At 35.3% G+C, this 24710-nt stretch carries 21 protein-coding genes; 8 read left to right on the top strand and 13 right to left on the bottom strand.

Features of this window, described 5'->3' with window-relative positions; all coding sequences use genetic code 11:
• Positions 1–11 precede the first annotated feature (11 nt).
• Positions 12–3053 carry an EAL domain-containing protein gene (locus KO527_RS08465; protein ID WP_216039884.1) on the bottom strand — a complete coding sequence of 1014 codons (3042 nt, stop codon included), beginning with the start codon at positions 3051–3053 and terminating at the stop codon, positions 12–14.
• 331 nt (positions 3054–3384) lie between these two features.
• Between KO527_RS08465 and KO527_RS08460 the strand changes: the two genes are divergently transcribed.
• Entirely contained in the window at positions 3385–4542 is a 1158-nt protein-coding gene (locus tag KO527_RS08460) for a chorismate mutase (protein WP_216039883.1), read from the top strand.
• A gap of 275 nt (positions 4543–4817) precedes the next feature.
• On the opposite strand, the gene tyrA is transcribed toward KO527_RS08460, so the two are convergent.
• Positions 4818–5951 carry a bifunctional chorismate mutase/prephenate dehydrogenase gene (gene tyrA, locus KO527_RS08455; protein WP_216039882.1) on the bottom strand — a complete coding sequence of 378 codons (1134 nt, stop codon included), beginning with the start codon at positions 5949–5951 and terminating at the stop codon, positions 4818–4820.
• A gap of 164 nt (positions 5952–6115) precedes the next feature.
• On the opposite strand from tyrA, the gene KO527_RS08450 reads away from it, so the two are divergent.
• On the top strand, positions 6116–8377 hold the full coding sequence (locus KO527_RS08450; protein WP_216039881.1) for a GGDEF domain-containing phosphodiesterase: 2262 nt from the start codon (positions 6116–6118) through the stop codon (positions 8375–8377).
• 87 nt (positions 8378–8464) lie between these two features.
• Here KO527_RS08450 and rplS read toward each other — a convergent pair whose 3' ends face one another.
• From rplS to rpsP, 4 genes are read right to left on the bottom strand one after another with little or no spacing between them, the layout of a single operon-like run.
• Entirely contained in the window at positions 8465–8836 is a 372-nt protein-coding gene (gene rplS, locus KO527_RS08445) for a 50S ribosomal protein L19 (protein ID WP_042142198.1), read from the bottom strand.
• Between the two features lie 19 nt (positions 8837–8855).
• Positions 8856–9632: a tRNA (guanosine(37)-N1)-methyltransferase TrmD gene (trmD, locus tag KO527_RS08440; RefSeq protein ID WP_216039880.1), complete on the bottom strand. Its 777-nt coding sequence runs from the start codon at positions 9630–9632 to the stop codon at positions 8856–8858.
• Positions 9632–10156, bottom strand: a complete 525-nt coding sequence (rimM, locus tag KO527_RS08435) for a ribosome maturation factor RimM (RefSeq protein ID WP_216039879.1) — start codon at positions 10154–10156, stop codon at positions 9632–9634. The genes trmD and rimM overlap by 1 nt, the downstream gene beginning before the upstream one ends.
• Positions 10157–10173: 17 nt before the next feature.
• On the bottom strand, positions 10174–10422 hold the full coding sequence (gene rpsP / locus KO527_RS08430; protein ID WP_042142202.1) for a 30S ribosomal protein S16: 249 nt from the start codon (positions 10420–10422) through the stop codon (positions 10174–10176).
• A 78-nt stretch (positions 10423–10500) separates the two neighbouring features.
• Here rpsP and KO527_RS08425 point away from each other — a divergent pair, with 78 nt between their 5' ends.
• Entirely contained in the window at positions 10501–10638 is a 138-nt protein-coding gene (locus KO527_RS08425; protein WP_216039878.1) for a hypothetical protein, read from the top strand.
• Positions 10639–10694: 56 nt separating this feature from the next.
• Here the strand turns inward: KO527_RS08425 and ffh are convergent, their stop codons facing one another.
• Positions 10695–12086, bottom strand: a complete 1392-nt coding sequence (gene ffh, locus KO527_RS08420) for a signal recognition particle protein (protein WP_216039877.1) — start codon at positions 12084–12086, stop codon at positions 10695–10697.
• A 225-nt stretch (positions 12087–12311) separates the two neighbouring features.
• Between ffh and ccsA the strand changes: the two genes are divergently transcribed.
• Complete coding sequence (gene ccsA / locus KO527_RS08415) at positions 12312–13118, top strand: cytochrome c biogenesis protein CcsA (protein ID WP_216039876.1); 807 nt, start codon at positions 12312–12314, stop codon at positions 13116–13118.
• A gap of 62 nt (positions 13119–13180) precedes the next feature.
• The gene (locus tag KO527_RS08410) at positions 13181–14446 is read left to right on the top strand and encodes a CNNM domain-containing protein (protein ID WP_216039875.1); all 1266 of its coding nucleotides are present in this window, start codon (positions 13181–13183) and stop codon (positions 14444–14446) included.
• Positions 14447–14512: 66 nt separating this feature from the next.
• Here the strand turns inward: KO527_RS08410 and KO527_RS08405 are convergent, their stop codons facing one another.
• Together KO527_RS08405 and gshA are read right to left on the bottom strand one after the other, a co-directional pair.
• Complete coding sequence (locus KO527_RS08405; RefSeq protein WP_216039874.1) at positions 14513–15136, bottom strand: transglycosylase SLT domain-containing protein; 624 nt, start codon at positions 15134–15136, stop codon at positions 14513–14515.
• A gap of 160 nt (positions 15137–15296) precedes the next feature.
• Positions 15297–16871 carry a glutamate--cysteine ligase gene (gshA, locus tag KO527_RS08400; RefSeq protein ID WP_216039873.1) on the bottom strand — a complete coding sequence of 525 codons (1575 nt, stop codon included), beginning with the start codon at positions 16869–16871 and terminating at the stop codon, positions 15297–15299.
• A gap of 247 nt (positions 16872–17118) precedes the next feature.
• Here gshA and KO527_RS08395 point away from each other — a divergent pair, with 247 nt between their 5' ends.
• On the top strand, positions 17119–17529 hold the full coding sequence (locus KO527_RS08395; RefSeq protein WP_216039872.1) for a DUF4124 domain-containing protein: 411 nt from the start codon (positions 17119–17121) through the stop codon (positions 17527–17529).
• A 36-nt stretch (positions 17530–17565) separates the two neighbouring features.
• On the opposite strand, the gene clpB is transcribed toward KO527_RS08395, so the two are convergent.
• The 3 genes from clpB to rluD form a co-directional block, all read right to left on the bottom strand.
• On the bottom strand, positions 17566–20142 hold the full coding sequence (clpB, locus tag KO527_RS08390; RefSeq protein ID WP_216039871.1) for an ATP-dependent chaperone ClpB: 2577 nt from the start codon (positions 20140–20142) through the stop codon (positions 17566–17568).
• Positions 20143–20281: 139 nt separating this feature from the next.
• Positions 20282–21016: a peptidoglycan editing factor PgeF gene (gene pgeF, locus KO527_RS08385; protein ID WP_216039870.1), complete on the bottom strand. Its 735-nt coding sequence runs from the start codon at positions 21014–21016 to the stop codon at positions 20282–20284.
• 45 nt (positions 21017–21061) lie between these two features.
• Positions 21062–22039 (bottom strand): 23S rRNA pseudouridine(1911/1915/1917) synthase RluD, encoded by a 978-nt coding sequence (rluD, locus tag KO527_RS08380; RefSeq protein WP_216039869.1) that lies wholly within the window; start codon positions 22037–22039, stop codon positions 21062–21064.
• 135 nt (positions 22040–22174) lie between these two features.
• Between rluD and KO527_RS08375 the strand changes: the two genes are divergently transcribed.
• A complete protein-coding gene (locus tag KO527_RS08375) occupies positions 22175–22924 on the top strand; it encodes an outer membrane protein assembly factor BamD (protein WP_216039868.1) in 750 nt (249 codons plus the stop codon).
• Between the two features lie 69 nt (positions 22925–22993).
• Positions 22994–23437 (top strand): N-acetyltransferase, encoded by a 444-nt coding sequence (locus KO527_RS08370; RefSeq protein WP_216039867.1) that lies wholly within the window; start codon positions 22994–22996, stop codon positions 23435–23437.
• Positions 23438–23509: 72 nt separating this feature from the next.
• Here the strand turns inward: KO527_RS08370 and KO527_RS08365 are convergent, their stop codons facing one another.
• Entirely contained in the window at positions 23510–24661 is a 1152-nt protein-coding gene (locus KO527_RS08365; protein ID WP_216039866.1) for a Na/Pi symporter, read from the bottom strand.
• Positions 24662–24710 lie beyond the last annotated feature (49 nt).

Genomic DNA, 24710 nt, shown 5'->3' with positions numbered 1-24710 from the left:
ATTGAGTTATTTTAAGTATGTATTAAAGTATTCCTAAACTGCTCTAATTTATTTTCAGCTAAAGGTTGACTGAAATAATAACCTTGAACAATATAACAACCATTGCTCTCTAAAAACGCAATTTGTTCTGAAGTCTCAACACCCTCAGCTACCAAATTAAGCTTCAATTTAGTTGCCATAGCGATTATCGCAGCGGTAATGGCCATATCACTTGTATCTTCAGGGATATCTTTTACAAATGATCTATCTATTTTAAGAATATCAACAGGGAAACGCTTTAGATAACTTAATGAAGAAAAACCGGTACCAAAGTCATCAATAGATAATGCAAGACCCAAAGCTTTAAGTTCATGGAGCTGCGCTATTGCAACTTCTATATCACCCATTAACATACTTTCAGTTAACTCTAAATGAACATTATCCGCATTTGCACCAGTTTCTTTTAATATTTTTGATAATAAATCTACTAAATTACTATCTTTGAATTGTCTTGCAGATAAGTTAATTGACACATTATTAGCGACATCTTGCTCAACCAACCTAGTTGCAAAGCGGCATGCTTCCCAAAGTACCCACTCGCCTAATTCAACAATGATCCCTGTACTTTCAGCAATTGGAATAAACTTATCTGGAGGAATCATACCCTTATCTGGGTGGAACCAGCGGATCAGTGCTTCATAACCGACTATTTCCCGTGTTCTACTATCAAGCTGAGGTTGATAATGCAGTTCAAATTGCTTTTCTTTTAATGCGATCCTTAATTCATTTTCTATCAGCATCCGCTCTTTTGCCGCAGCATTAAGATCTGCATTATAAAAATGATATGTATTACGGCCTTTAGCTTTCGCCTCATACATAGCTAAATCCGCATGTTTTAACAATTGGTCTTCTTCTGAACTATCTTCTGGTGCTAATGTAATGCCAATACTGGCACTCACAATAACCTCATCATTTACTAATTTAATTGGTTTATTTAATGTCTCTTGAATTGTATTAGCAACCTCAGTCGCTTTTTCTCTATCATTGATACCACTGAGTAATACTGCAAATTCATCTCCACCTAATCGCGCAATGGTATCTTCCGCTCTGAGTCTAAATTTAAGTCGGTTGGCGACTTCTAACAGGAGTTGATCACCCGCATCATGACCTAAGGTATCATTAATACGTTTAAATTCATCAAGGTCAAAATAGAATAAGGCAAATGAATAATGGCCTCTCGCAGCCAGTGCCATAGACTTTCTAAGCTGCATTCTAAAAAAGGCACGATTAGATAAACCAGTTAACGTATCATAATATGCAAGTTGCTCCATTTTACGTTGGCTTTCTTTAATAAAACTGATGTCTTGTGCTGACGCGACATAACTGGTTACAGTGCTATCTTCATCTCTGATCGGAGAAATACTCAAAGAAACCCAAATTGCTTTATTATAAATATTTCTAAATAATGTATCGCCACGCCAGTAGTGCCTACTTTTAAGATCTAACTCAATATCATCAACTAAAATTTGCATTTCTTGGGCAATAATATTGAGAACTGATGAGCCGATAAGCTCTTTTTCTGAATAGCCTGTCATTTCTGGCATTTTAGGGTTTACATAAACAATATTTAAATCAGCATCAGCAATAACAACAGCACTTCCAGAGAACTCTACCGCCTTATTTAATCTTTTAGCAGCCAATTCTGCCTCTTCTTTTTCTATGATCCTTTGATCTAAACTATCTAAATGCTTAGTAATTTCCTCTGACATGGTTTTAAAGGCACCATTTAATGCACCTATTTCGTCTTTATTTTCTTCAGGGAAGTCACCTTTTGATTTACCTTTGCTTTTACCAAAAGCATTAACTGAATGAACTAAGGTAATAACACGTTTTAGCAACAGTTCATTTAAAGATTGATGTAATAAAATCACAACCAAGGCAGTATAAATTACGAATAAACCAAAAAACTTAATCTCTAATTCATCCAAAGCAGATAAAATCGTTGAGCGCTTTTTATAAACGCCTATATACCAATCTAGCGGATCCATTTTATGAATATTAACTAGATGCACTTCATTTTGCTCAATAAAAGTACTTGGCATATGAGGTAAATCTTTTTTAATGGCTGACTGTACTAATTCTTGTAAATGCTGCGGGATTAAATCATTTGTTACTAACAACTGATTCATATCCCCTTCCTTCTTTTCAATCAAATTATTGAACAATGGATGTGATAATATTTGACCTTGCTTATTAAAAATAAAAAATTGTTGCTCTTTATCTGATACAGAAAAATGCTTAATCAAATCCTGAAAAATTAAGTCACTACCTGTAATGCCTAAGAATTCATTTTTGTAATAAAGCGGCACAATCAAGCTAACCACCCACTTATCCCAAATATCATCTCGATAAACAGGAGTCCACACAGGACTTCTTGAGGGGTTACTCTCTTCTAATGCCACAGAATAAAAAATATCATTTGAAAAATTGTGTTCAGGCTCTAATTGCACTGCCCAGTTTGGAGGTGAGATACGTATAAAGTTATCTTTACTAATATAATAAAAATTAAAAAAATCCTTAGTTAAAGTAGGTGATATGATTTGCCAAAGCACTTCGGTATCATAGAAAAGCTTTTTATATGAATCGGTAAAGTTTACTTCAGGAATATAAGCTGCAGATAAACCATCTAACGCAATGCTTCGAACAACGCCTTCCTGTGATGTATCTAATTCAATCTTTTTTTGATTTTGATTAATAAAGTTATATTCGAATAATTGCTGTTTAACAACAAAGTTCGCTTTGGTCGCAATCTTAGTTTTATTATCAATAATTTGATTAAACTGAGTTATAAAGTTATTACCGCTTCTCTTTAAAGCTTCTTGTTCTTCAAAAATTAATTGCTTTCGTTCTGATTTCAACATCAAAACAGCAGCGCTCATACCAGCAATTAAACAAATAACTGAAATTAATACTGATAATTTAACGCTAAGAGAATTTCTTCCATAGCGGGATGGTAAACGGCTATACTTCAAAATTAAACCTATGCAATTATTTTTCAAAATGGCTTTTGCCATTAACCTCTTAAATATAAAATAAACTCAGCGTAAACAACACCTTTTTTATATATATAAGCGGTTTAATTTCTGTAAATATTTCATTTGATGGAAAGTGAAAATAATATTCTTGAAATTAAACAAATCATTTATTGACTTATGACGCGCTAATTTTTAAATTAACCGTATGAAACGAATTTATGCACGATTTTTCTTTATGTTTTTTATACTCCACCCCAAACGGGAGGCGGTTTAGTCACGACATAAGAAAAGTCAGCGACAAATACAAGCCTCCCAAATGGGAGGCTTTTTTTTGCATTAAATTTTTAAAACCGGGAATGAGGAAATAACTATGGCTAATGATGCATTACAAGCATTACGAAAAGATATCAATGAGATTGATTCTGAATTATTAATACTACTGACAAAACGTCGTCGTATTAGTCATTCTGTTGTTGAATATAAAATTTCAAACAACAAACCAATTAGAGATGAACAACGAGAAGTTGCGTTATTAGAAAAGTTAATATCGTACGGAAAGTCTCTTGGTTTAGATGCATATTATGTAAATAGTGTTTTCCAAACGATTATCGAAGATTCAGTGTTACATCAACAAGCTATGCTGCAACAGAATATCAACCCAGATATTAAAGGCGAAACTAACCGTGTTGCATATTTAGGCGGTCAAGGCTCATATAGCCAACTTGCATGTCATAAATATTTTAGTCGTCGTAGCGATCATTTAGTAGAACTTGGCTGTTCTAGCTTTTTCGAAATTACAAATAAAGTTGAAACCGGACAAGCTGATTTTGGTTTATTGCCAATTGAAAATACTTGCTCAGGAAGTATCAATGAAGTTTTCGATTTATTACAACACGCACAAGTTGCGATTGTTGGTGAACTAACACAATCAATCGAACATTGTTTAATTGCAAAAGATGGTTTAGAGCTGACTGATATCACTAAAGTATTTGGTCACCCGCAACCTTTCACGCAATGTAGTCAATTTATTCAAGGTCTAGAAAACATCCAACTTGAATACTGTGATTCAACATCAAGTGCAATTGCAAGAGCATTAGAAACACCAAACAGCGCTGCAATTGCTTCACAACAAGCAGGTATTAAAGCGGGCTTAGAGGTTGTTCAATCTGCTGTTGCAAATCAAGTTGAAAACCATAGCAGATTTATTGTTGTTGCAAGAAAACCAATGCAAACATCAAAACAAATCCCAACTAAAACAAGCTTAATCATGGCGACTAGCCAAAATGCGGGGTCACTTGCTGATGCCTTAATGATTTTTAAACAGCATAAAATCAATTTAGTTAAATTGGAATCTCGTCCAGTACCTGGTAACCCATGGGAAGAAGTATTTTATGTTGATTTGGATGCTAATTTAATCCAAAGCAATACCCAACAAGCGCTTGATGATTTAAAAGAAGTCACTGAGTATGTAAGAGTGCTAGGGTGCTACCCGAGTGAATCTATGACGCAAGTAGAAGTAGAGAAGTAATACCAATCCCAATAAATACGTGATCAATCTAAATGGTCTAAATATATAATAGCTGCGTTGCTTTCAATCCCAATAGCCAGCTATTACTCAATCAAGCGCCTTGCTCTTGAAAATTTATCCTAATTTAAATTAGATCACTAACTTAATGGAATTGCTATAAACCTTTTGTTCTATAACTGCGCTATTAACAAGCGCAGTTATATACGCAGAGTATTTTATGATTTTTACCAAAAAGCTCCTCGAAGTGGCCTTAATAAAGATGTGAAGGAGATTTATTAATCTAACACCTTAGAGTCATTTGCCTTGTTTAACAAAGCACGACTCTGCTTTAAAAAAGACTCAGCTGAATCCGAGAAGTAGCTTTTCGCATCACTAAACCCTTCGATTAACCCTGCTTTATCACCATTTTTTAATTTAATTAAGGTTTGTTCGTATATATCTTGATAATCTTCAAGCAGTGATTCTACATTATCAAATTGTGCCAACATAATATCTGAATACAAACCCGGTGATTGTGCAAACAATCGACCTACCATCATTAACTCTAATTGGTATATTGGCGATGAACAACTCTTGATTTCACGTAAACTATGAGTCTGTTTTGCTAAAAATTGGCCATAAACAAATGTTGTTAAATGGCGCATTACTTGCACGATTTGCATCGCTTCATCATGCTTTTTAGTATCCATCTCAACAAGTTGCGTACCCCAAATTTTAAGCTGAGCGAGCAACATATCAGCTTTTAAATCACCTCTGCCACGACACACTACAATAGTTTGCTTAACCCAATGCGCAATATCAGGACCAAACATCGGATGTAAACCCAAAACAGGGCCTTTATGACTGTTCAACATAGCTGTTACCGGTTTTTCTTTGACACTTGTAATATCTACCAATAAACAATCATCATCTAGTTTTGGCAAGTTTTCGATAATTGCCTCTACTTTATTGATTGGCACGGAGACTAATACTAATTTTGCTCCTGACAAAACTTCATCTTGCGAGTCATTTTGTTCTTTATCTAAAATCCTGACTTCAATACCAGAGCGTCTCAATTGTTTAGCAAATAACTGCCCCATTACACCTTTACCACCTATGATCACGGCGGGAGATAACTCAGGAGAAACACAGGCCAGCTCAGATTGTTGATTTTGGTATGACTCTCTCATCATACGACGTAAAATATCTTCAACTAAGTCACCAGATACACCTTGTGCTTGTGCTTGTGCCCTACGCGCCGCTAATAATTCAATTTCACGTTCTGGAATATAAACAGGTTTTCCTGAATCTCTTTTTATTTGACCTACTTGTGCTGTAATTTTATTTCTTTTCGCCAAAATGGCGACTAACTCTGTGTCACATGCATCTATTTGTGAGCGAAGCGCTGCTAATTTCTGTTCCAAAACCAAACCCCGTAAACCTAAAGTTACACTAGTACATATTTATATACAGAAGATACTATCATATTTTATGCCAAGCAAAAGCGATTCTTTTCATTCTAATGCTTGTAGTTAACTGCTTTATATCGAATACTCAATATCAAGAATTACAATATATATACTAAGGATAATATGTGGTTATTAGCGACTCTAAATTTAAATCTATCATTTTTTACTTAACCATCATGTTTTTAGGCCTTTGCTTATCTGCTTTAGTCTACTTTTCTCTTTCGAAAGTTCAAAAGTCGACACTCAATTTAGTTGATAATGAAATCCCTACGCTTTCTCAAATAAAAAATGTTGTTGCATTATTATCTGAGCAAGAAAGGTTGTTATATGAATATTATGCAAAGGATGAAAATAATATCTATATTCGACTGCATAACGAAAAAGTCAGAGAGTTAGACTCTCAGCTTATTAAGTTAACAATAAAACTTAATAGCCCGCAGATTAAAAGCTCATTAATTTCGAAAATTAATCGTATAAAAACGATAGCTCAAGCGTTAACTAAAAATTTATCTTCAGAACAAACACAGTGGCAATTAGCAAGAGATCAATTAGCTGAGATAACATTAATAAGAGAAGCCGCATTACCGCATTTAGATGAACTCTTAAATGAATTAAATCTAAGGGTGGATATGAGTTATCAACACACCCTTGATGAAATAAATAAAACATCTTGGACCGTAATTGCATTTAGTTTTATATTATTTGTGATCACATTAGTTGTAGGAAGATACGTTAAGGGCTATCTAGATCATAGCCAAAAAAGCGCACGTTTAGCACTTTTCCCTATGCGAAACCCTAATCCAATTCTATCTATAAACGAATATAAAGAAATTATATATGCGAACCCTGCAGCTAAAGATCTATTAACTTCTATACCAAGCAGCAATAACGAGTTAAATGCCCTGCTACCAAAAAATCTGCATGAAGTCATTCAACATTTAAAAAAACAAACTAAACAAGTTATAAAGATTGAGCATCAATTAAAATCAAAGACTTTATTATGTGAGTTTCACCGGTTAGATGATGTTAACCAGGTTGATGTGCATATCGTTGATATCACAGAGCAAAAAATTGCGCAAGATGAGTTATATTATCAAGCATTTCATGATTCTATCACTGGTTTATATAATTTAAATCAGCTTATAAAACATTTGAATACTCAGATATGCCAAAATACTTCAAGACCATTTTCCATGATGTTATTAGAGATAAGACAATTCAATGCATTTATGACTTCCCATGGGCTAGATGCAGCAAAAGAATTACAAATTACAGTCACTCAAAATTTGAAAAATTGCTTATCTGATTTCAACATCTCACATCAAACCCATCTATTTCAACTTAATGAGCGATCTTTTGTTTGCATTATAGATAACCCAAATGATCAAAGTGAAATCCAAAATTTATATAACGCGATAGAATTATCTGTTGAAAACCCTTTTATGACCCAATGTGGCGAACTATCAATTGAATTAGACTTTGGTGTTGTCGACTACCCCAGTCATGGCAGTAATTCTGATGAACTTCTAAAATACGGTCGTGCGGCTTTGGAGCAAGCAATATCAATTGAACATTCAAGTCTCGTTTTTTATTCTTCCCAATTAGGGGATAAACTCAATAGACAAGCAACTTTAATCGATGCACTCAAGTCTGACATTCAAAATAATGCTCTTTATTTACATTATCAACCTCAGCTCCATTTATACAGTAATACAATTACAGGTGCAGAGACACTTTGCCGATGGACACTTGAAGGCCAACAAGTCTCTCCAGCTGAATTTATTCCATTAGCAGAACAATCAGGTTTGATTATCCCATTAGGAAACTGGATTTTAAACACGGCATGCTTTCAAGCTAAACAATGGTTAGATCAGGGGATAGACATAATTATTGCGGTTAATATATCTCCACGACAATTTAGCCAACCTAATTTTGTTAATTTAGTAAAAGAAGTTTTAATACAAAGTAAGCTTCCGCCATGTAATCTGGAACTTGAGATCACAGAAGGTGTCTTAATGCATCAAGAGTCAGATACCATAGCCATGCTTTTAGAACTAAAACAACTAGGCGTACATCTGTCTATTGATGATTTTGGTACTGGATATTCATCTTTGTCATATTTAAAACAATTCCCTGTCGATAAATTAAAAATCGATCAATCCTTTATTTTAGAATCTCATAATTCTAAAGAAGATAGGGATATCGTTCAAACTATCGTAAGTTTAGGTAAAAACCTTAATATGTCACTGATTGCTGAAGGCGTTGAATATAAGCAGCATCAAGACTTTTTATCTGATATAGGTTGCGATGAGATACAAGGGTATTATTTTAGTAAACCGATCAACCCTGAAGCATTTACTGAGTTTTATAATAAACATACTTTATAATTATTTAAAATTTTGCCAACAAAAAAGGTCGATATCATAAGATATCGACCTTTTTTATCTGAACTAAATACTAGTACGTATAAAGATCTACTTTCTTTTAGCAGGAAGTTTCTCTTTGATACGTGCAGATTTACCAGAACGCTCACGTAAGTAGTAAAGTTTCGCACGACGAACTGCACCGCGACGTTTAACTTCAATGCTATTTACTTGTAGAGAGTGAGTTTGGAAAACACGCTCAACGCCTTCACCGTTCGAGATTTTACGAACAGTAAATGCTGAGTGAAGACCACGGTTACGAACAGCGATTACTACGCCTTCGAAAGCCTGTAGACGCTCTTTCTCACCTTCTTTAACACGAACTTTAACTACAACTGTGTCACCAGGACCAAATGCAGGAAGATCTTTTTTAAGCTGCTCTTCTTCAAGCGCTAGGATAATATTTTGATTAACTTTTGACATTATTTTCTCTTTTCTAGTATTAACTGTCATTTGCCGCTAACTCACTATTTTCTTGCTGAAATTCAGCTAATAATTGAGTTTGCTCCACAGTCAGAGCTAGTTTATTCAACAAGTCTGGACGTCTTAACCAAGTTCTACCTAATGACTGCTTTAAGCGCCATTTAGCGATTTTTTGGTGATCCCCGCTGCGCAAAACAGCTGGAACTTGCTTACCATCCAAAATTTCAGGTCGAGTATAGTGTGGGCAATCCAACAATCCATCCGAAAATGAATCTTGCTCCGCCGATTGGCTGTGACCTAACACGCCAGGCACTAATCTCGCTACTGCATCAATTAGTGTCATGGCAGGTAATTCACCACCACTTAAAATAAAATCACCTACAGACCATTCTTCGTCTATATAGGATTCTATAATACGTTCATCTATACCTTCATAGCGACCAGCAACTAAAATCAACTTTTCGTGTTTTGCCAATTCGGCAGCACCTTGTTGATCTAGTTTACGCCCTTGAGGAGACAGATAAATTACTTTTGCACCATCACCAGCTGCAGCTTTTGCATCAGTGATCGCTTTTTTGAGCGGTTCTACCATCATTAACATACCTGGTCCGCCACCATAGGGACGATCATCTACGGTTCTATGCTTATCAAAAGCATAATCGCGTGGATTCCAGCTATTAAAGCTAATAATGCCATTTTTAACCGCTCGACCAGTAACACCAAGCTTAGTGATTGAATCAAAAATTTCAGGGAAAAGACTTATCACCCCCACCCACAGTTTAGACTCAGTACTCATTAAAAGCTTGGATCCCAATCTACAGTAATTTCTTTTGCCTCAGCATTAACATTTAAAATAACTGAATCAGTTAAAAATGGTAATAAACGCTCAGACTTTCCAAATCCGTCATTGTTGTTAGCTTTAACAACTAGCACATCATTAGAACCTGTTTCCATCAAGTCATCGACTTTGCCTAAGCTGTAACCTTTATTAGTTACAACAGACATGCCGATAAGGTCACGCCAATAGAATTCACCTTGCGGTAATTCTGGTATTTGCGACTCAGTAACTGTGATTTCACCATGGGTATAAGCCATCGCTTCATCTCTGTCATTAATATTCGCAAATTTGGCTATAAAGCCCTTTCCGCTTCGACGCCAGTCGGCAACTTCAAAGGTCTCCACTTTACCTTGTTGATTAATCAGCCAGGGGCTGAAATCAAAGATCCCTTCGGGATCATCAGTAAATGAATGTACCTTAAGCCATCCTTTTATGCCGTGAGGGGCACCAAGCTTACCTACAACAATAGAATCTTGACTCATGGTTTCACTTACACCTATTAAGCCGCTTTACGAGCGTCTTTTACAATTCTTTTAACGCGATCAGATAAAGATGCGCCTTGACCTACCCAGTGATCAACACGAGCAAGATCTAAACGGATTTTTTCTTCTTGACCACGAGCTAGTGGGTTAAAGAAACCTACTTTCTCGATGAAACGACCGTCACGAGCACAACGGCTGTCCGCTACTACTACTTGATAAAATGGACGCTTCTTAGCACCGCCACGTTGTAAACGAATAGTTACCATATCGTTTTCTACCTATATTTAATGTTTTGATTACTTTCTAACATACTTCCTATTCTCACTTATCGCTTTATAAATAAAGTGACAAGTTCAGATGAAGCTCGCGAATTGTACGTATCTGGTGAAAAAATGCAAGATATTTTTGAGGTTTATCGATTGAATCGTGGAAAATATATAACGGGTTTACAAGGCTTAGTTGAAGTTATATATGGCGTATAAGCATAACCTATACGCCATTACGAGATATAAAAATTATATTAAATAACTTTTATAATTTAAAATTTTGGACCGCCAATGCCGCCCATACCACCACCCATACCTGGTGGCATCATATTTTTCATGCCGCGCATCATTTTCATCATGCCGCCTTTGCCTTTCATCTTTTTCATCATTTTTTGCATTTGTGTAAACTGTTTTAATAGCTTATTTATCTCTTGTACCGTAGTACCAGAACCAGCCGCTATACGTTTTTTACGTGAACCTTTAATGATTTCAGGACGAATGCGCTCTTTAACTGTCATAGAGTTAATAATCGCTTCCATTTGGTTAAATGTTTTATCACCCATTTGACTTTTAGCCGCATCAGGCAAATTAGCCATACCCGGCAATTTATCCATCATAGACATCATACCGCCCATGTTTTTCATCTGTCTAAGCTGCTCAGCAAAATCTTCTAAAGTAAATCCATCACCTTTGAGTACTTTATTAGCAACTTTTGCAGCTTGGTCTTTATCTACTTTCATCTCGACTTGTTCGATTAATGAAAGTACATCACCCATGCCCAAAATACGAGAAGCGATTCTATCTGGATGGAAAGGTTCTAACGCATCAACTTTTTCACCCGCACCGATAAATTTAATTGGCTTACCTGTGATATGACGAATTGATAAAGCAGCACCACCACGGGCATCACCATCAGTTTTTGTCAAGATCACGCCGGTTAATGGCAATGCATCACCAAATGCTTTAGCTGTATTGGCAGCATCTTGACCTGTCATAGCATCAACAACAAATAATGTTTCAACTGGATTTACAGCATTATGTAAGGCTTTAATTTCATCCATCATATCTTCATCAACATGAAGACGACCCGCAGTATCTACAATAACAACTTCAATAAATTTACGTTTTGCGTAAGCAATTGCGTCATTAACAATATCAACAGGCTTTTGTGAAATATCACTCGGAAAAAATTCCGCAGAAACTTCTTGAGCTAAAGTTTCTAATTGTTTTATTGCTGCTGGACGATATACATCAGCACTGACAACCAAAACAGATTTCTTTTTTCTTTCAATTAAAAACTTAGAAAGCTTAGCAACACTGGTTGTTTTACCAGCACCTTGAAGACCTGCCATCATAACCACTGCTGGTGGTTGGGCATTAAGGTTTAATTCTTCATTCGCTTCACCCATGGCTTTTTCAAGCTCATCTTGAACAATTTTTACAAAAATCTGTCCAGGGGTTAAACTTTTAGTTACTTCTGTACCAACGGCACGTTCTTTTACTGTTTTAACAAACTCGCGAACAACAGGTAAAGCAACATCAGCCTCTAACAACGCCATGCGCACTTCACGCAAAGTCTCTTTTATATTATCTTCAGTTAGACGACCACGGCCTCTTATATTGTTTAAGGTTTTGCCTAATCGTTCCTGTAAGTTTTCAAACATTAAAAATCGTCCGTTCAAAATTCTAAATTATTTTCGATTATACCCCAGATAACACCGTATAAAACAGCGTTGATTTTAAATATCTATCAATATCCTTTGATAAGTATCAAATCTTGAGCAAGCAAATTCATTTATATTGATTTAACCTCTATTAAATTCATCACGGTTAAAATACAATAAGAACATAATATTATTGAATATAGGGCTTTGCCCTACGGTATTAATATGCTTGTGAATAGCCTTACCTTTATTGCATTTTTTTTCTACGCCTTAGCAAGTAGTCATGTTGTTGCGCGCCTATTTCATAAAGATGGACCAAATAAAAAACTCACTTTACTTTTAAGTACAGTGGCTATTTTATCTCATATGGCTTTATTGGTTAATTTAGTATTTACTGAAAGCGGCCAAGATTTAAGCCTAGTGAATATTTCTTTGTTGATCTGTTGGATAATTGTTGTTTCTATTACAACTGTATCATTACGCTATCCAGCAACCTTATTATTACCTGTTGTATATGGCTTTGCTGCAATATTATTAATTATTAGCTTATTTCTGCCACATCATATTATTTTAAAATCGATTAATATCGATATCGCTTTAGTCACGCATATCTCCCTGTCTTTCTTAGCATACTGTATCCTGATTATTGCTACGCTTTACGCTATACAATTTTACTTTATAAACAAAAGATTAAAACAAAAAGACTTATCAATTGCATATAGTCATCTTCCACCATTAATGGTTGTTGAAAGACAACTTTATCAGCTTGTCACTGTTGGCACTTTATTACTCACTGTTGCACTCGCTACTGGGTTTATATTTCTTGAGAATATGTTCAGCAATGACTTTATTCATAAGACCATACTCTCTATTTTAGCCTGGTGTTGTTTTGTTGCTGTTGCATGGGGACATAAATATCGAGGATGGCGTGGTAAAAGCAGTATTATAACAACAATGTTTGCTGCTTTTATGTTAACTATGGCCTATTTTGGCAGCCGATTTGTGAAAGAAGTTTTATTATATCAATTTTAGCTTGACTATAGTTACGAGCTAAGACTTAATACCTATTCTATATTAAATAAAAGGATCCCTAGTTGGACGCCATATCTACAAGTACGCTATTTATCACATTAGCAGTGCTTATACTTATTTCAGGCTATTTTTCTGGCTCTGAAACTGGATTAATGTCACTTAATCGCTACCGCCTACGCCACTTAGAAAAACAAAACCATAAAGGTGCTAAGCGTGTTAGTAAACTTCTTGAAAGACCTGATAGATTAATAGGTTTAATTCTTATAGGTAATAACTTAGTTAATATTGCTGCATCAGCAGTTGCAACCATTATAGGTATGCGCTTATTTGGCGATGTTGGTATCGCTATCGCTACTTTTGCTTTGACTTTTGTGATATTAATTTTTTCTGAAGTAACACCTAAAACTTTAGCAGCATTACACCCAGAAAAAGTTGCATTTCCAAGCTCTTGGATTTTAAACATATTATTAAAAATATTGTTCCCAGTTGTGATTGTGGTTAATTGGATCACAAATGGCCTACTTAAATTGTTTGGGATCAGTGCTGATAAAATAGAACAACATAGCTTAAGTAAAGAAGAGCTAAAAACAGTTGTGAATGAATCAGGTGCTATGCTGCCTGAAAGACATCAAAATATGCTTGTTTCTATTTTAGATTTAGAGCAAGTAAAAGTAGAAGATATTATGATCCCACGAAATGAAATTGTGGGAATTGATATCAATGATGATTTTAAAACGATTTTAAAACAGTTATCTCATGCACAGCATACTCGTGTATTACTTTATAGAGATCAAATAGATGATGTTGTTGGTTTTATTCATTCTAGAGACGCATTAAGGCTATTAACAAAAGAGCAATTTACAAAAGATTCATTATTACGTGCAGTAAGAGATATTTATTACGTACCTGAGGGAACATCTCTTAATACACAACTATTTAAGTTTCAACAAAGTAAAGAGCGCATAGGTTTAGTTGTTGATGAATACGGTGATATACAAGGCTTAGTTACCCTAGAAGATATCTTAGAAGAAGTGGTTGGCGATTTCACAACAACTATGACCCGTACTCCTAGTGAAGAAATTCATTCGCAAAAGGATGGTACTTTCATCATAGATGGCAGTGCAAATATTCGTGATTTAAACAAAGAGATGAACTGGAGCTTCCCTACTGACGGTCCAAAAACATTAAGCGGATTAATTGTTGAGTATCTAGAAGAAATTCCAGAAGCGAATGTCAGCATACGTTTAGCGGGTTATCCGATTGAAATTATAGAAGTAAAAGAAAACACAGTAAAACTTGCAAAAGTATTACCTGAACATAAAATCTAACATTTCAGCAAATAAACACTAAAAAGCCGAATATCACTATTCGGCTTTTTTATAATTATTAATTCTTTAACCAAAAAAGAAACGGCTAAACCAGCCTCTACCTAATTCATCTTCGCACTTTTTCAATTGCGCACCATATTTACTCGCGCGATGTTTTACCTTATTTGCAACTGGCATTAACCATTTTTTCTTTTTATAGGTGCCTCTACGGTACCCACCCCAGCCTTCATGATAATTAAGATATTGCGCATATGCATCCCATTTAGAAACGCCATTAATACGATGAGTTTGATAAACAAACCAACCCATAAAATCTATTGCATCATCAAAATCATCTCTATCTGCGCCGGAGTTGCCTGTTTTTTTGATATAGTCATCCCAAGTCATAGTTTTAGCTTGTGAGAAACCATATGCAGAGCTTGCACGTCCGGTAGGAATAAAACCTAAAAAATACTCCATTGGAGGCTGAGCATCATGTCTAAATGAGCTTTCTTGATACATCATGCTCATTAAAACATGTTTTGGTGCACCCCATTTATCTTGAGCGTCTTTAGACGCAAAATACCAATCGCGTTTTTCAGTAAAAATATCACAAATATTATTTGGATTTTCAGGAGGCGCAGAAGCGCAACCTGTTAATATGGCTGCGCTTGAAACTAATAAGATGGGTAAAGTTAATTTTTTTTTCATTTTATTCAATTTTTTTTGAACTAATTAAAAAGAGCTTGGTCTGACTTTATGAACATTGTTTCATCCCTGAAGAATATTTAACGCAGCTGTTGTCGCTGCGTTTTTTTTGCCAAAATATTCTATTACCAATTCCACTCGTTAAGCAGAATTGGGTTCAAGATTAATCTTTAAAATAATCTTTTAAGAATTCATCAAATGTCATTTTATCATTGTGTTCTATTTCTTGCTGTTTAACAAAAGAATTTTGACTTTCTGAGTTTAAGTCAGACTCACTAAACTCAACATATTGATGTGACCTTAGCTTCTCATGGTATTGATTTGCTAAATCAAGTGCAAAACAACCGTTGTCTTTACCTGACGCTTTAAGCTCATTTATATATTGACCTGAAAGTGTTTTGCTTGGATCTTCAATAGACTGACTTAATTCAGAAATTGCTTGTTGATAATGAGATGTTTCGTGGGCATCATCAAGCCACTTAGCAACAAGTGCAAGCTGATCAAAAATATCTTTACCCCAAGTTTTGATAGAGACTTCTTCATTACCTTTAGTTAAAGTTAAATTAGGATCACGTCCTTGATTTACCACTTTGTCTAAATTGTTTTGACTGATATTTTGTTCGCTACAATTCATCTGAGGCGCATCATTTAACAAGCAATATAATAAAAATACATCTAAAAAGTAAATTTGCTGTAGGCTAATCCCTGTATCACTGAACGGATTAACATCAAGTGCACGTACTTCAATATATTCTATACCACCACGATTTAATGCATCTATCGGCGTTTCACCTGAATCGGCATTACGCTTAGGACGAATTGGCGAGTAAAATTCATTTTCAATCTGTAAAACATTACTATTTAACTGTTTTAATGAGCCATCTTCATTTGTGCCTATGTTACGGTATAGCTCTGAATCAGTTGAGATTGCTTTTTTTAAGCCTTTTATGTATTCATCTAAATTATTGTAAGTTACTTTAAGCGCAGATTGCTCACTATTGGTATAACCTAAATCACCTAAGCGTAGTGCTGTGCCGAAAGGTAAATATAAACTGCCCTTACCTAGTTTTTCAAAAGGAAGCTTACTTTCTTTACCTTCTAAGAAAGAAGAACATAATGCCGGTGAGGCACCAAATAAATAACTTAACAGCCACAAGTCACGTTTAAAATTACGTATTAGACCTAAATATCCATCAGAAATGAAATCTTGTGACTTTGCGCTATCATCTTTTATTTTTTGTAAGCTAAGCCAAAATGACTTTGGGAATGAAATATTAAAATGCACACCTGCGATAGCTTGCATCATGCTGCCATAACGGTTTTTCAAACCTTCTCTATATAAGGTTTTCATTTTACCGATATTAGAGCTGCCATAATCTGCTAAAGCAATTTCATCTTGATTTTTAATAAAGCAAGGCATGCTCATTGGCCATAAGACTTCATTATCAAGTCTTGCCTGTGTAAACTTTTGAATATCTCTTAATTGATTTAAAGTACGCTCTGCATTATCTGTCGCAGGGGTTATAAACTCTAATAATGCTTCAGAAAAGTCAGTGGTAATATATTTATGTGTTAAAGCACTGCCAATACTTTTTGGGTGAGCATTTGAAGATAAACGACCTTCTTTGCTGATCCTTAAAGTCTCACGCTCTATACCTCGAGTGATCCCCAAGATACTTTTGCTGTTTTCTTCAAGGGAAAGCGCTGCTAAAGTCGATTTTAATAGCTGTTTTTTCAAAAATAAATCCTCAAACCTAAATGGCTTTGTACTTGCTTCTTGTTTTTATGGGGGCATGAAAGTAATACTCAATAGCGCCGCGTTAATATATTACTAAACAAAGCAAATTTAATGTTTTTAATTGTATCAAAAAATTACTATTTTGAATCTGAAATATTTAGTAATCATATAATTTTTAAATTTGTTGCTAAAATATAAATTAATTCTAATAATAACTAGGAAGGGATTTATTTTTGAGAAAAGGCAAATGAGCAAAGTAATCACAGTGATGTTTATATTAATAAGCGTATTTTCTATAAAAGCTTATAGTCAAACAATTACAGTATATAAATGGGTTGATAGCAAAGGTATTGCTCACTTCTCATACATCATGCCTAAAAATGCAGACTACACCACATTTGAAATGAAGAAACCGCCACCTAAAAAAGAGACTGATGCAACACAAAATGCCCAAGAAGACCTAAGCCTGTCTGATAAACTCACTGAACAAGCAAAAACGAATTGTAAAAACGCCCAAGACAACTTAAAAGTACTCTCAGAATATGCAAAAGTTAAGTTTGCTGATGACTCAGGCAAAGAGCGTATACTGTCAAATGAAGATAAAGCGGAATATAAAAAACAAGCAGAAAAACGTATTGCGCTTTTTTGTATTAAATAAAAAAACGCAATATAGGTGTTTAACAGCGAAAAGGCTTTAATCTCTATTGATAATAAAACACCCATCTTTTACATCAATAGTAAATAAGGTGCCCTTTTTACTTTCACCTGCCAATAACAATTGTGCCAGTGGGTTCTCAATTGATGACTGTATTGCACGCTTAAGTGGCCTTGCACCAAAAACAGGATCAAAGCCGGACTCTGCTAACTTAGACATCGCTTCATCGGTTAGAATTAGCTGATAATCTAAATCAGCCAACCTTTCACGTAAGTTTTGCAACTGAATATATGCTATTTGTTTTATATGCTCATTAGCTAACGGGTGAAACACGACAGTTTCATCTATGCGATTTATAAACTCGGGTCTAAATTGACTTGCTAATACATCCATTAACATCAGCTTTAATTGCTGATAGTCTGCAGTATCTGTTTGTTCTTGTATTAGTTCAGAGCCTAAATTAGATGTCATTATGATTACAGTATTTTTAAAATCAACAGTACGGCCTTGGCCATCAGTTAACCGCCCATCATCTAGCACTTGTAGCAGTATATTAAATACATCAGGGTGCGCTTTTTCAACTTCATCTAACAAAATAACTGAATAAGGTCTTCTTCTTACAGCTTCTGTTAAATAACCCCCTTCTTCATAACCTACATAACCTGGTGGTGCACCTACTAAACGTGCCACTGAATGTTTTTCCATAAATTCAGACATATCTATACGCACCATGGCATCTTGGGTATCAAACATAAAATTGGCTAAGGTTTTTGTTAATTCCGTTTTACCGACCCCTGATGGCCCTAAAAATAAAAAAGAACCAATCGGGCGATTTGGATCGGCTAATCCCGCTCTAGAGCGCCTAATTGCATTTGAAATAGCCTCTACAGCTTCATCTTGACCAATCACATTTTCATGGAGCTGCTCTTCCATTTTTAATAACTTCTCTCTTTCACCTTGCAGCATTTTATTAATTGGGATCCCAGTCCAGCGAGATAAAATTTCTGCAATCTCACTTTCGCCTACTTTATTTTTTAATAAACTCATATCTTGCATTTCTGCTTGTGAAGCAAGGTCGAGCTTATTTTCTAGTTCAGGAATTCTACCGTATTGTAATTCCGACATGCGCTGTAGATCACTGGCACGTCTGGCAACATCTAAATCAAGCCTAGCCTGTTCAAGTTCTGCTTTAATGACTTGCGTACCTTGTAAAGAGGCTTTTTCTGCAATCCAAACTTCATCTAATTCATTATATTGTCTGTCTAAAGCGATTATTTGATGTTTAATATCTTGTTGACGTTTTACGCTAGCATCATCCTGCTCTTTTTCCAGTGCATTATCTTCTAGTTTAAGTTGAATAATTTTACGTTCTAATTTATCTAGTTCTTCTGGTTTAGAATCTATTTGCAATCGAATTGAAGAACCCGCTTCATCAATCAGATCAATTGCTTTATCAGGCAGTTGTCTATCTGAAATATATCTATGAGATAAAGTCGCTGCAGCAACAATCGCTGGATCGCTAATATCTACTGAGTGATGTAACTCATAACGCTCTTTTAAGCCTCGTAAAATGGCGATGGTATCTTCAACTGTAGGCTCTTGCACCAATACCTTTTGAAAGCGACGTTCTAATGCTGCATCTTTTTCAATATATTTACGATATTCATCTAATGTTGTTGCACCGACACAATGCAATTCGCCTCGCGCTAATGCAGGTTTTAACATATTTCCTGCATCCATAGCGCCATCACTTTTACCTGCACCCACCATAGTATGAATTTCATCAATAAATAAAATTACCTGACCTTCTTCTTTTGATAATTCATTTAAAACAGACTTAAGTCTTTCTTCAAATTCACCTCTATATTTTGCACCCGCAACTAAAGCGCCTAAATCGAGAGATAATACACGTTTACCTTTTAGACCTTCAGGGACTTCACCATTTATGATCCTTTGGGCTAAACCTTCAGCAATGGCTGTTTTACCAACACCCGGTTCACCAATTAAAACAGGGTTATTTTTTGTTCTTCTTTGCAATACTTGCAATGTGCGACGAATTTCATCATCTCTTCCAATTACAGGGTCTAATTTCCCTTGTTCAGCACGTTCAGTTAAATCAACAGTAAATTTCTCTAGGGCTTGGCGATTATCTTCTGCATTAGCGTCATCAACCTTCTGCCCGCCTCTTATGGCTTGAATGCCACTCTCTACTTTACTTGCATTTATTTTGAGTGATTTAAAAATCTCGCCTAACGGGCCTTTATCTTCACATGCAGCTAATACAAATATTTCACTAGAAATAAATTTATCTTTTCTTTTTTGCGAATATTTATCACTCAAATTTAGCAAGTTGATCATATTTGACGATAATTGAACATCGCCACCTATGCCTTCAACTTTAAATAGTTTTTCTATCGCTTGTGATAATTTAGTATTCATTTCATTAGGATTAACACCCGTTTGCACAAGTAAAGCTCGAATACTTGAGCCTGTTTGTTGCAGCAAGGCATACATTAAATGCACAGGTTCTAAAAATTGATGGTCTCGGCCTAATGCAAGAGATTGTGCATCTGATAATGCAGCTTGTAATTTACTGGTCAGTCGGTCTAAACGCATTGTTAGCCTCTAAAAATCTATTTGCGGTAACTACACTATTTATGGGTATTATTGTTCGAATGTTCAAGGTTAAAGAGGAGTAATTTTGATTTATTTCAATATTTTATTAACTAAATAATTAAATATTTATAAGCGTTATTTAGTTTTCGATCCAGATCAAGCTTGCCATACGCCCAGTTTGGTACTCTCTTCTATAGGAATAAAATAGCTCAGGATCATTATAAGTACATCGCTGCTCACTGTTGATGTGTGAAATACCTAATTGAATAAGCAATTGTTGTGCTAATACAAAAATATTAGCAAGAAACTGACCATTTTTTTGAGGCTTAAAACCCGATAGATGATTTATATTTAATTTTGAGAATGCATCAACAACATCCTGGCCAACTTCAAATCTTTCAGGACCAATTGCAGGGCCTAACCACGCTTTTATATCTGAGGGGTTACAATCAAAACATGCCACAGTGTTATTTATAATGCCACCTGCAAGCCCCCGCCAACCACCATGGATTGCAGCTATTTGACTGCCTTTTTCATCTGTCAGTAAAATAGGCAAACAATCTGCTGTCATAATAGCCAAAGGTATGTTTTTTTCTTTGGTAAATAACGCGTCAGCCTGCTCAACGATGTTTAGATCAGTTTTTGAATTAACTTCAATGACTTCATTGCTATGTACTTGCTCTAACCAAACAGCACTACAAGGAAGTTGCTCATGTAATAACGCACGATTAGTTGAAACATCATTTGGATTATCATTAACATGATATGCAATATTAAAGCTATCAAAAGGCGGTTTAGAAACACCGCCTTTTCGAGTTGTTGTAAAAGATTTAATATTTTTAGGAGTTGTCCAAGCTGTAGAGATACATGACATTAATTCAACTCCTTATCGTATTGACGACGCAATACGATTTTTTAATTAAAAATCTTTTTGAGGGTTTTGCTTAGTATCTTCACGCAGTGCAAGTGTTAACTGAACCATATCATCAGGAATAGGCGCTTCCCAACTCATAATTTCACCTGAAATAGGATGTTCTAATGTTAACATAACGGCATGTAGCGCTTGACGTTTAAAGGTTTTAAGCACATCTGAAAGCTCAGGTGTTGCTTTTTTAGGTGGGCGAGGACGACCACTATAAACAATGTCACCCACTAATGAATGATCTAAATATGCCATGTGCACACGAATCTGATGTGTACGACCAGTTTCAAGGCGTAAACGTAAACGTGTATGCGCTCGATACTTTTCAGCTACCCTATAATGCGTTATAGCAGGTTTACCATCTAAAACCACCGCCATATGAGTACGTTTTGTCGCATGACGGCCAATTGGCTCATCCACCATACCACCACCAGTCATAGTACCAAGACAAATTGCTTCATATTCACGGGTAAAATTAACACGCGCTTGTAAATTTGCAACAAGATACGTTTGTGCCGGAATCGTTTTAGCAACAACCATTAATCCTGAAGTATCTTTATCAAGACGGTGAACAATACCTGCTCGTGGAACATTTTTTATTTCAGGGTAACGATATAACAATGCATTTAATAAAGTACCATTCGGATTACCAGCACCTGGATGCACAACTAAACCAACAGGTTTATTTACAACTAAAATATCATCATCTTCATAAACAACATCAATATCTATGTTTTGTGCTTCATATTCTCTTTGCTCTTCAATTTGAGCTTCGATAGCTACTTTTTCACCACCAAGTAACTTTTCTCTTGGTATGTTTAAAGTTTCGCCATCTATTTGCACCATATCATCTAAAATCCACGTTTTTATACGCGAACGTGAATAATCAGGGAACAATTGCGCTAATATTTGGTCTAGACGTTTGCCACCAAGTTCAAAAGGAACTTCAGCGGTTAAAGAAATTTGCTCTGCCATTTGTCAGTTTTACCTAAATTTACCAGTGCAAGCTGCCGCTGACTGGGGTAGAATCGCTTAATTGGTATAGTTTACTCGTTTTTAACGATTTGGCCTAGCCTATGCCGACGTTATTAAGAATAAGGTAAAAAATAAATGATAAATACAATGGGAAAACGTGCTTTTAGTATCGCTTTGATACTTTCAACACTAAGTGCATGTTCATCAAAACCAGAACAAAAAGAAATTGAACGTGTGCCAAACAAATCTGCACAAGCTTTATATTTAGATGCAAAACAGACCTTAGACTCTGGTTTGTATGTACGTGCAATTGAATTATTGAGTGCTATTGACTCTAGATATCCATTTGGACCTATGTCAAAACAAGTGCAAATGGATTTAATTTTTGCATACTATCAATCAAACAATGTAGCTCAATCATTAGCTAATATAGATAGATTTGTGCGCTTAAATCCAAACCATAAAGATCTAGATTATATGTACTACATGCGTGGTTTAGTAAATATAAAAGCTGATGAAAATGCATTCCAAGAATATTTTGGTGTGGATCGCGCTGATAGAGATCCAAAAAAGACCCGAGAAGCATTTAAAGACTTAAGCACTTTAGTTAAACGCTTCCCGCAAAGTCACTATACTCCTGAAGCAAAAAAACGCTTAGGTTGGTTATTAAATAAAATGGCACGTTATGAAATTAAAGTAGCTGATTATTATTATGAGCGCGAAGCCTATTTAGCTGCTGCTAACCGTGGAAAATATGTTGTAGAGCACTTTTCACAAAGCAGCTACACCAATGAAGCACTTGAAATGATGGTTAAAAGCTATGATAAGTTAGGATTAACTGATCTTAGTAAAAATGCACAATCAACGCTGAATTTAAATAAATAACCATTAATTTAAATTCAAAACAGGGAGCCTATGCTCCCTTTTTTTATGTTTAAAATAAACGAGGTCTAAATGAAAATAAGAAAAGGTCAAATAAGTGATTTACAATCATTAGTTAATTTTAATCAAGCTATGGCACTTGAAACAGAAGGCCAGTCATTAGATACCAATAAACTCACCTTAGGCGTACAAACGTTACTAAATACACCCGAAAAAGGATTGTATTTAGTTGCACAAATTGGTGATGACATTGTCGGCTCTCTTATGGTCACTTTTGAATGGAGTGATTGGAGGGCCAAAGATTATTATTGGATCCAAAGTGTTTATATTCGCCCTGAAAATAGACGCCAAGGCATTTATACTAAACTATACCAAGCAGTAAAAGATTTAGCACACGAGCAAGGTGGTGCTGCAAGCTTTAGGCTTTATGTAGAAAAAGAAAATACTTCAGCACAAAATACTTATAAAGCTCTCGGTATGGAACAAAGCTATTATTTAATGTACGAACAAAAATAGTTTCATCCATTTGTATAAAACAAAAAGGCGCTGTTAAATTAATAACAGCGCCTTTTTTAATGTATTTAATCGTTATTTAACTAAAAACACCATCAAACCAGGGATAATAAAGAAGCTACCTGCCACATAAAGTAAAGCTAATAACTTATTTTCAGTTCCTACGACAGCCAGTTTTTCAGCTGCTTTAATTGGTAAATCACGTAAGAAAGGTAAGCCATAAATTAATGCAACTGCAAATACATTAAACAGTAAGTGAACCAAAGCGATAGTCAGTGCCACTTCACTTGCAGCGCCTGATATCGATGTTGCCGCAAGTAATGCTGTGATTGTTGTGCCAATGTTAGCACCTAATGTAAATGGGTAAATTTGTTTTGTCGTAAATACACCGCTACCCGCTAATGGGATCATCAAGCTCGTTGTTGTTGATGATGATTGCACCATAATCGTTACCGCAGTACCTGACGTGATACCTGCAACTGGACCACGACCGATTGCATTGTGCAAAATTGTTTTAGCACGCCCTACCATTACTTTACGTAATACTTTTCCGAGTGACGTTACAGATACAAGAATAATAAAAATACCCACAACAACCATAGCTAAACCTAAGTTAGAACCAGGAATAAAATCTAATGTATCTTTAATAAAAGAAACTGTCGGTTTTGTTAAAGGTTTAATAAAGTTAAAGCTTTTTATCGACATATCAGTATCACCTACAAAGAAGTGAGATAAATACTGAGCGACATTTTGTAAGAAACCAAATGCAATTTCTAATGGTAAGAAGATGGCCACAGCTAGTAAGTTAAAGAAATCATGAACGGTTGCAGCACTAAAAGCACGTTTAAATTCTTCTTTATCACGTACATGACCTATGCTTACAATTGTATTCGTAATGGTTGTACCAATATTTGCACCCATTACCATAGGAATTGCAATGCTAATTGGTAAACCACCTGCAACTAAGCCAACAATCACTGATGTAACTGTTGATGATGATTGCACAAGTGCAGTCGCTAACGCACCTAATAACAATGCAATAAAAGGGTTCGTTGCAAATTCAAATATTTCTTTGGCACCTTCAGTACCACCAGAGAATAATTTAAAACCACTGCTTACAGTCCCTACGGCAACAAGCACCATATACACAAAAAATGCAACTGCAGCCCAATTAAAAATCTTTTTACTCATAGATACATCTGTCAATTGTTCAGTTTTACTACTCATACTACACCTGTTTTCAACCGCCCCAATTATGACGATTTGATTAAATTTT

Source organism: Pseudoalteromonas sp. C2R02 (assembly GCF_018860845.1).
In the GTDB taxonomy this organism is placed as follows: domain Bacteria; phylum Pseudomonadota; class Gammaproteobacteria; order Enterobacterales; family Alteromonadaceae; genus Pseudoalteromonas.
Note: the sequence above shows the minus strand (reverse complement) of the source record. Positions and strands in the feature narration are given on the sequence as shown.

What these genes read in the sequence shown, in the direction of transcription:
- pgeF (WP_216039870.1), bottom strand. Translation starts at nt 21,016, where the DNA reads ATGTCATGTATCTCTACAGCTTGGACAACTCCTAAAAATATTAAATCT.
- KO527_RS08405 (WP_216039874.1), bottom strand. Translation starts at nt 15,136, where the DNA reads ATGAAAAAAAAATTAACTTTACCCATCTTATTAGTTTCAAGCGCAGCC.
- clpB (WP_216039871.1), bottom strand. Translation starts at nt 20,142, where the DNA reads ATGCGTTTAGACCGACTGACCAGTAAATTACAAGCTGCATTATCAGAT.
- KO527_RS08465 (WP_216039884.1), bottom strand. Translation starts at nt 3,053, where the DNA reads ATGGCAAAAGCCATTTTGAAAAATAATTGCATAGGTTTAATTTTGAAG.
- rpsP (WP_042142202.1), bottom strand. Translation starts at nt 10,422, where the DNA reads ATGGTAACTATTCGTTTACAACGTGGCGGTGCTAAGAAGCGTCCATTT.
- rplS (WP_042142198.1), bottom strand. Translation starts at nt 8,836, where the DNA reads ATGTCAAAAGTTAATCAAAATATTATCCTAGCGCTTGAAGAAGAGCAG.
- rimM (WP_216039879.1), bottom strand. Translation starts at nt 10,156, where the DNA reads ATGAGTCAAGATTCTATTGTTGTAGGTAAGCTTGGTGCCCCTCACGGC.
- KO527_RS08370 (WP_216039867.1), top strand. Translation starts at nt 22,994, where the DNA reads ATGAAAATAAGAAAAGGTCAAATAAGTGATTTACAATCATTAGTTAAT.
- trmD (WP_216039880.1), bottom strand. Translation starts at nt 9,632, where the DNA reads ATGAGTACTGAGTCTAAACTGTGGGTGGGGGTGATAAGTCTTTTCCCT.
- KO527_RS08460 (WP_216039883.1), top strand. Translation starts at nt 3,385, where the DNA reads ATGGCTAATGATGCATTACAAGCATTACGAAAAGATATCAATGAGATT.
- KO527_RS08375 (WP_216039868.1), top strand. Translation starts at nt 22,175, where the DNA reads ATGATAAATACAATGGGAAAACGTGCTTTTAGTATCGCTTTGATACTT.
- KO527_RS08365 (WP_216039866.1), bottom strand. Translation starts at nt 24,661, where the DNA reads ATGAGTAGTAAAACTGAACAATTGACAGATGTATCTATGAGTAAAAAG.
- rluD (WP_216039869.1), bottom strand. Translation starts at nt 22,039, where the DNA reads ATGGCAGAGCAAATTTCTTTAACCGCTGAAGTTCCTTTTGAACTTGGT.
- ccsA (WP_216039876.1), top strand. Translation starts at nt 12,312, where the DNA reads ATGCTTGTGAATAGCCTTACCTTTATTGCATTTTTTTTCTACGCCTTA.
- KO527_RS08395 (WP_216039872.1), top strand. Translation starts at nt 17,119, where the DNA reads ATGAGCAAAGTAATCACAGTGATGTTTATATTAATAAGCGTATTTTCT.
- ffh (WP_216039877.1), bottom strand. Translation starts at nt 12,086, where the DNA reads ATGTTTGAAAACTTACAGGAACGATTAGGCAAAACCTTAAACAATATA.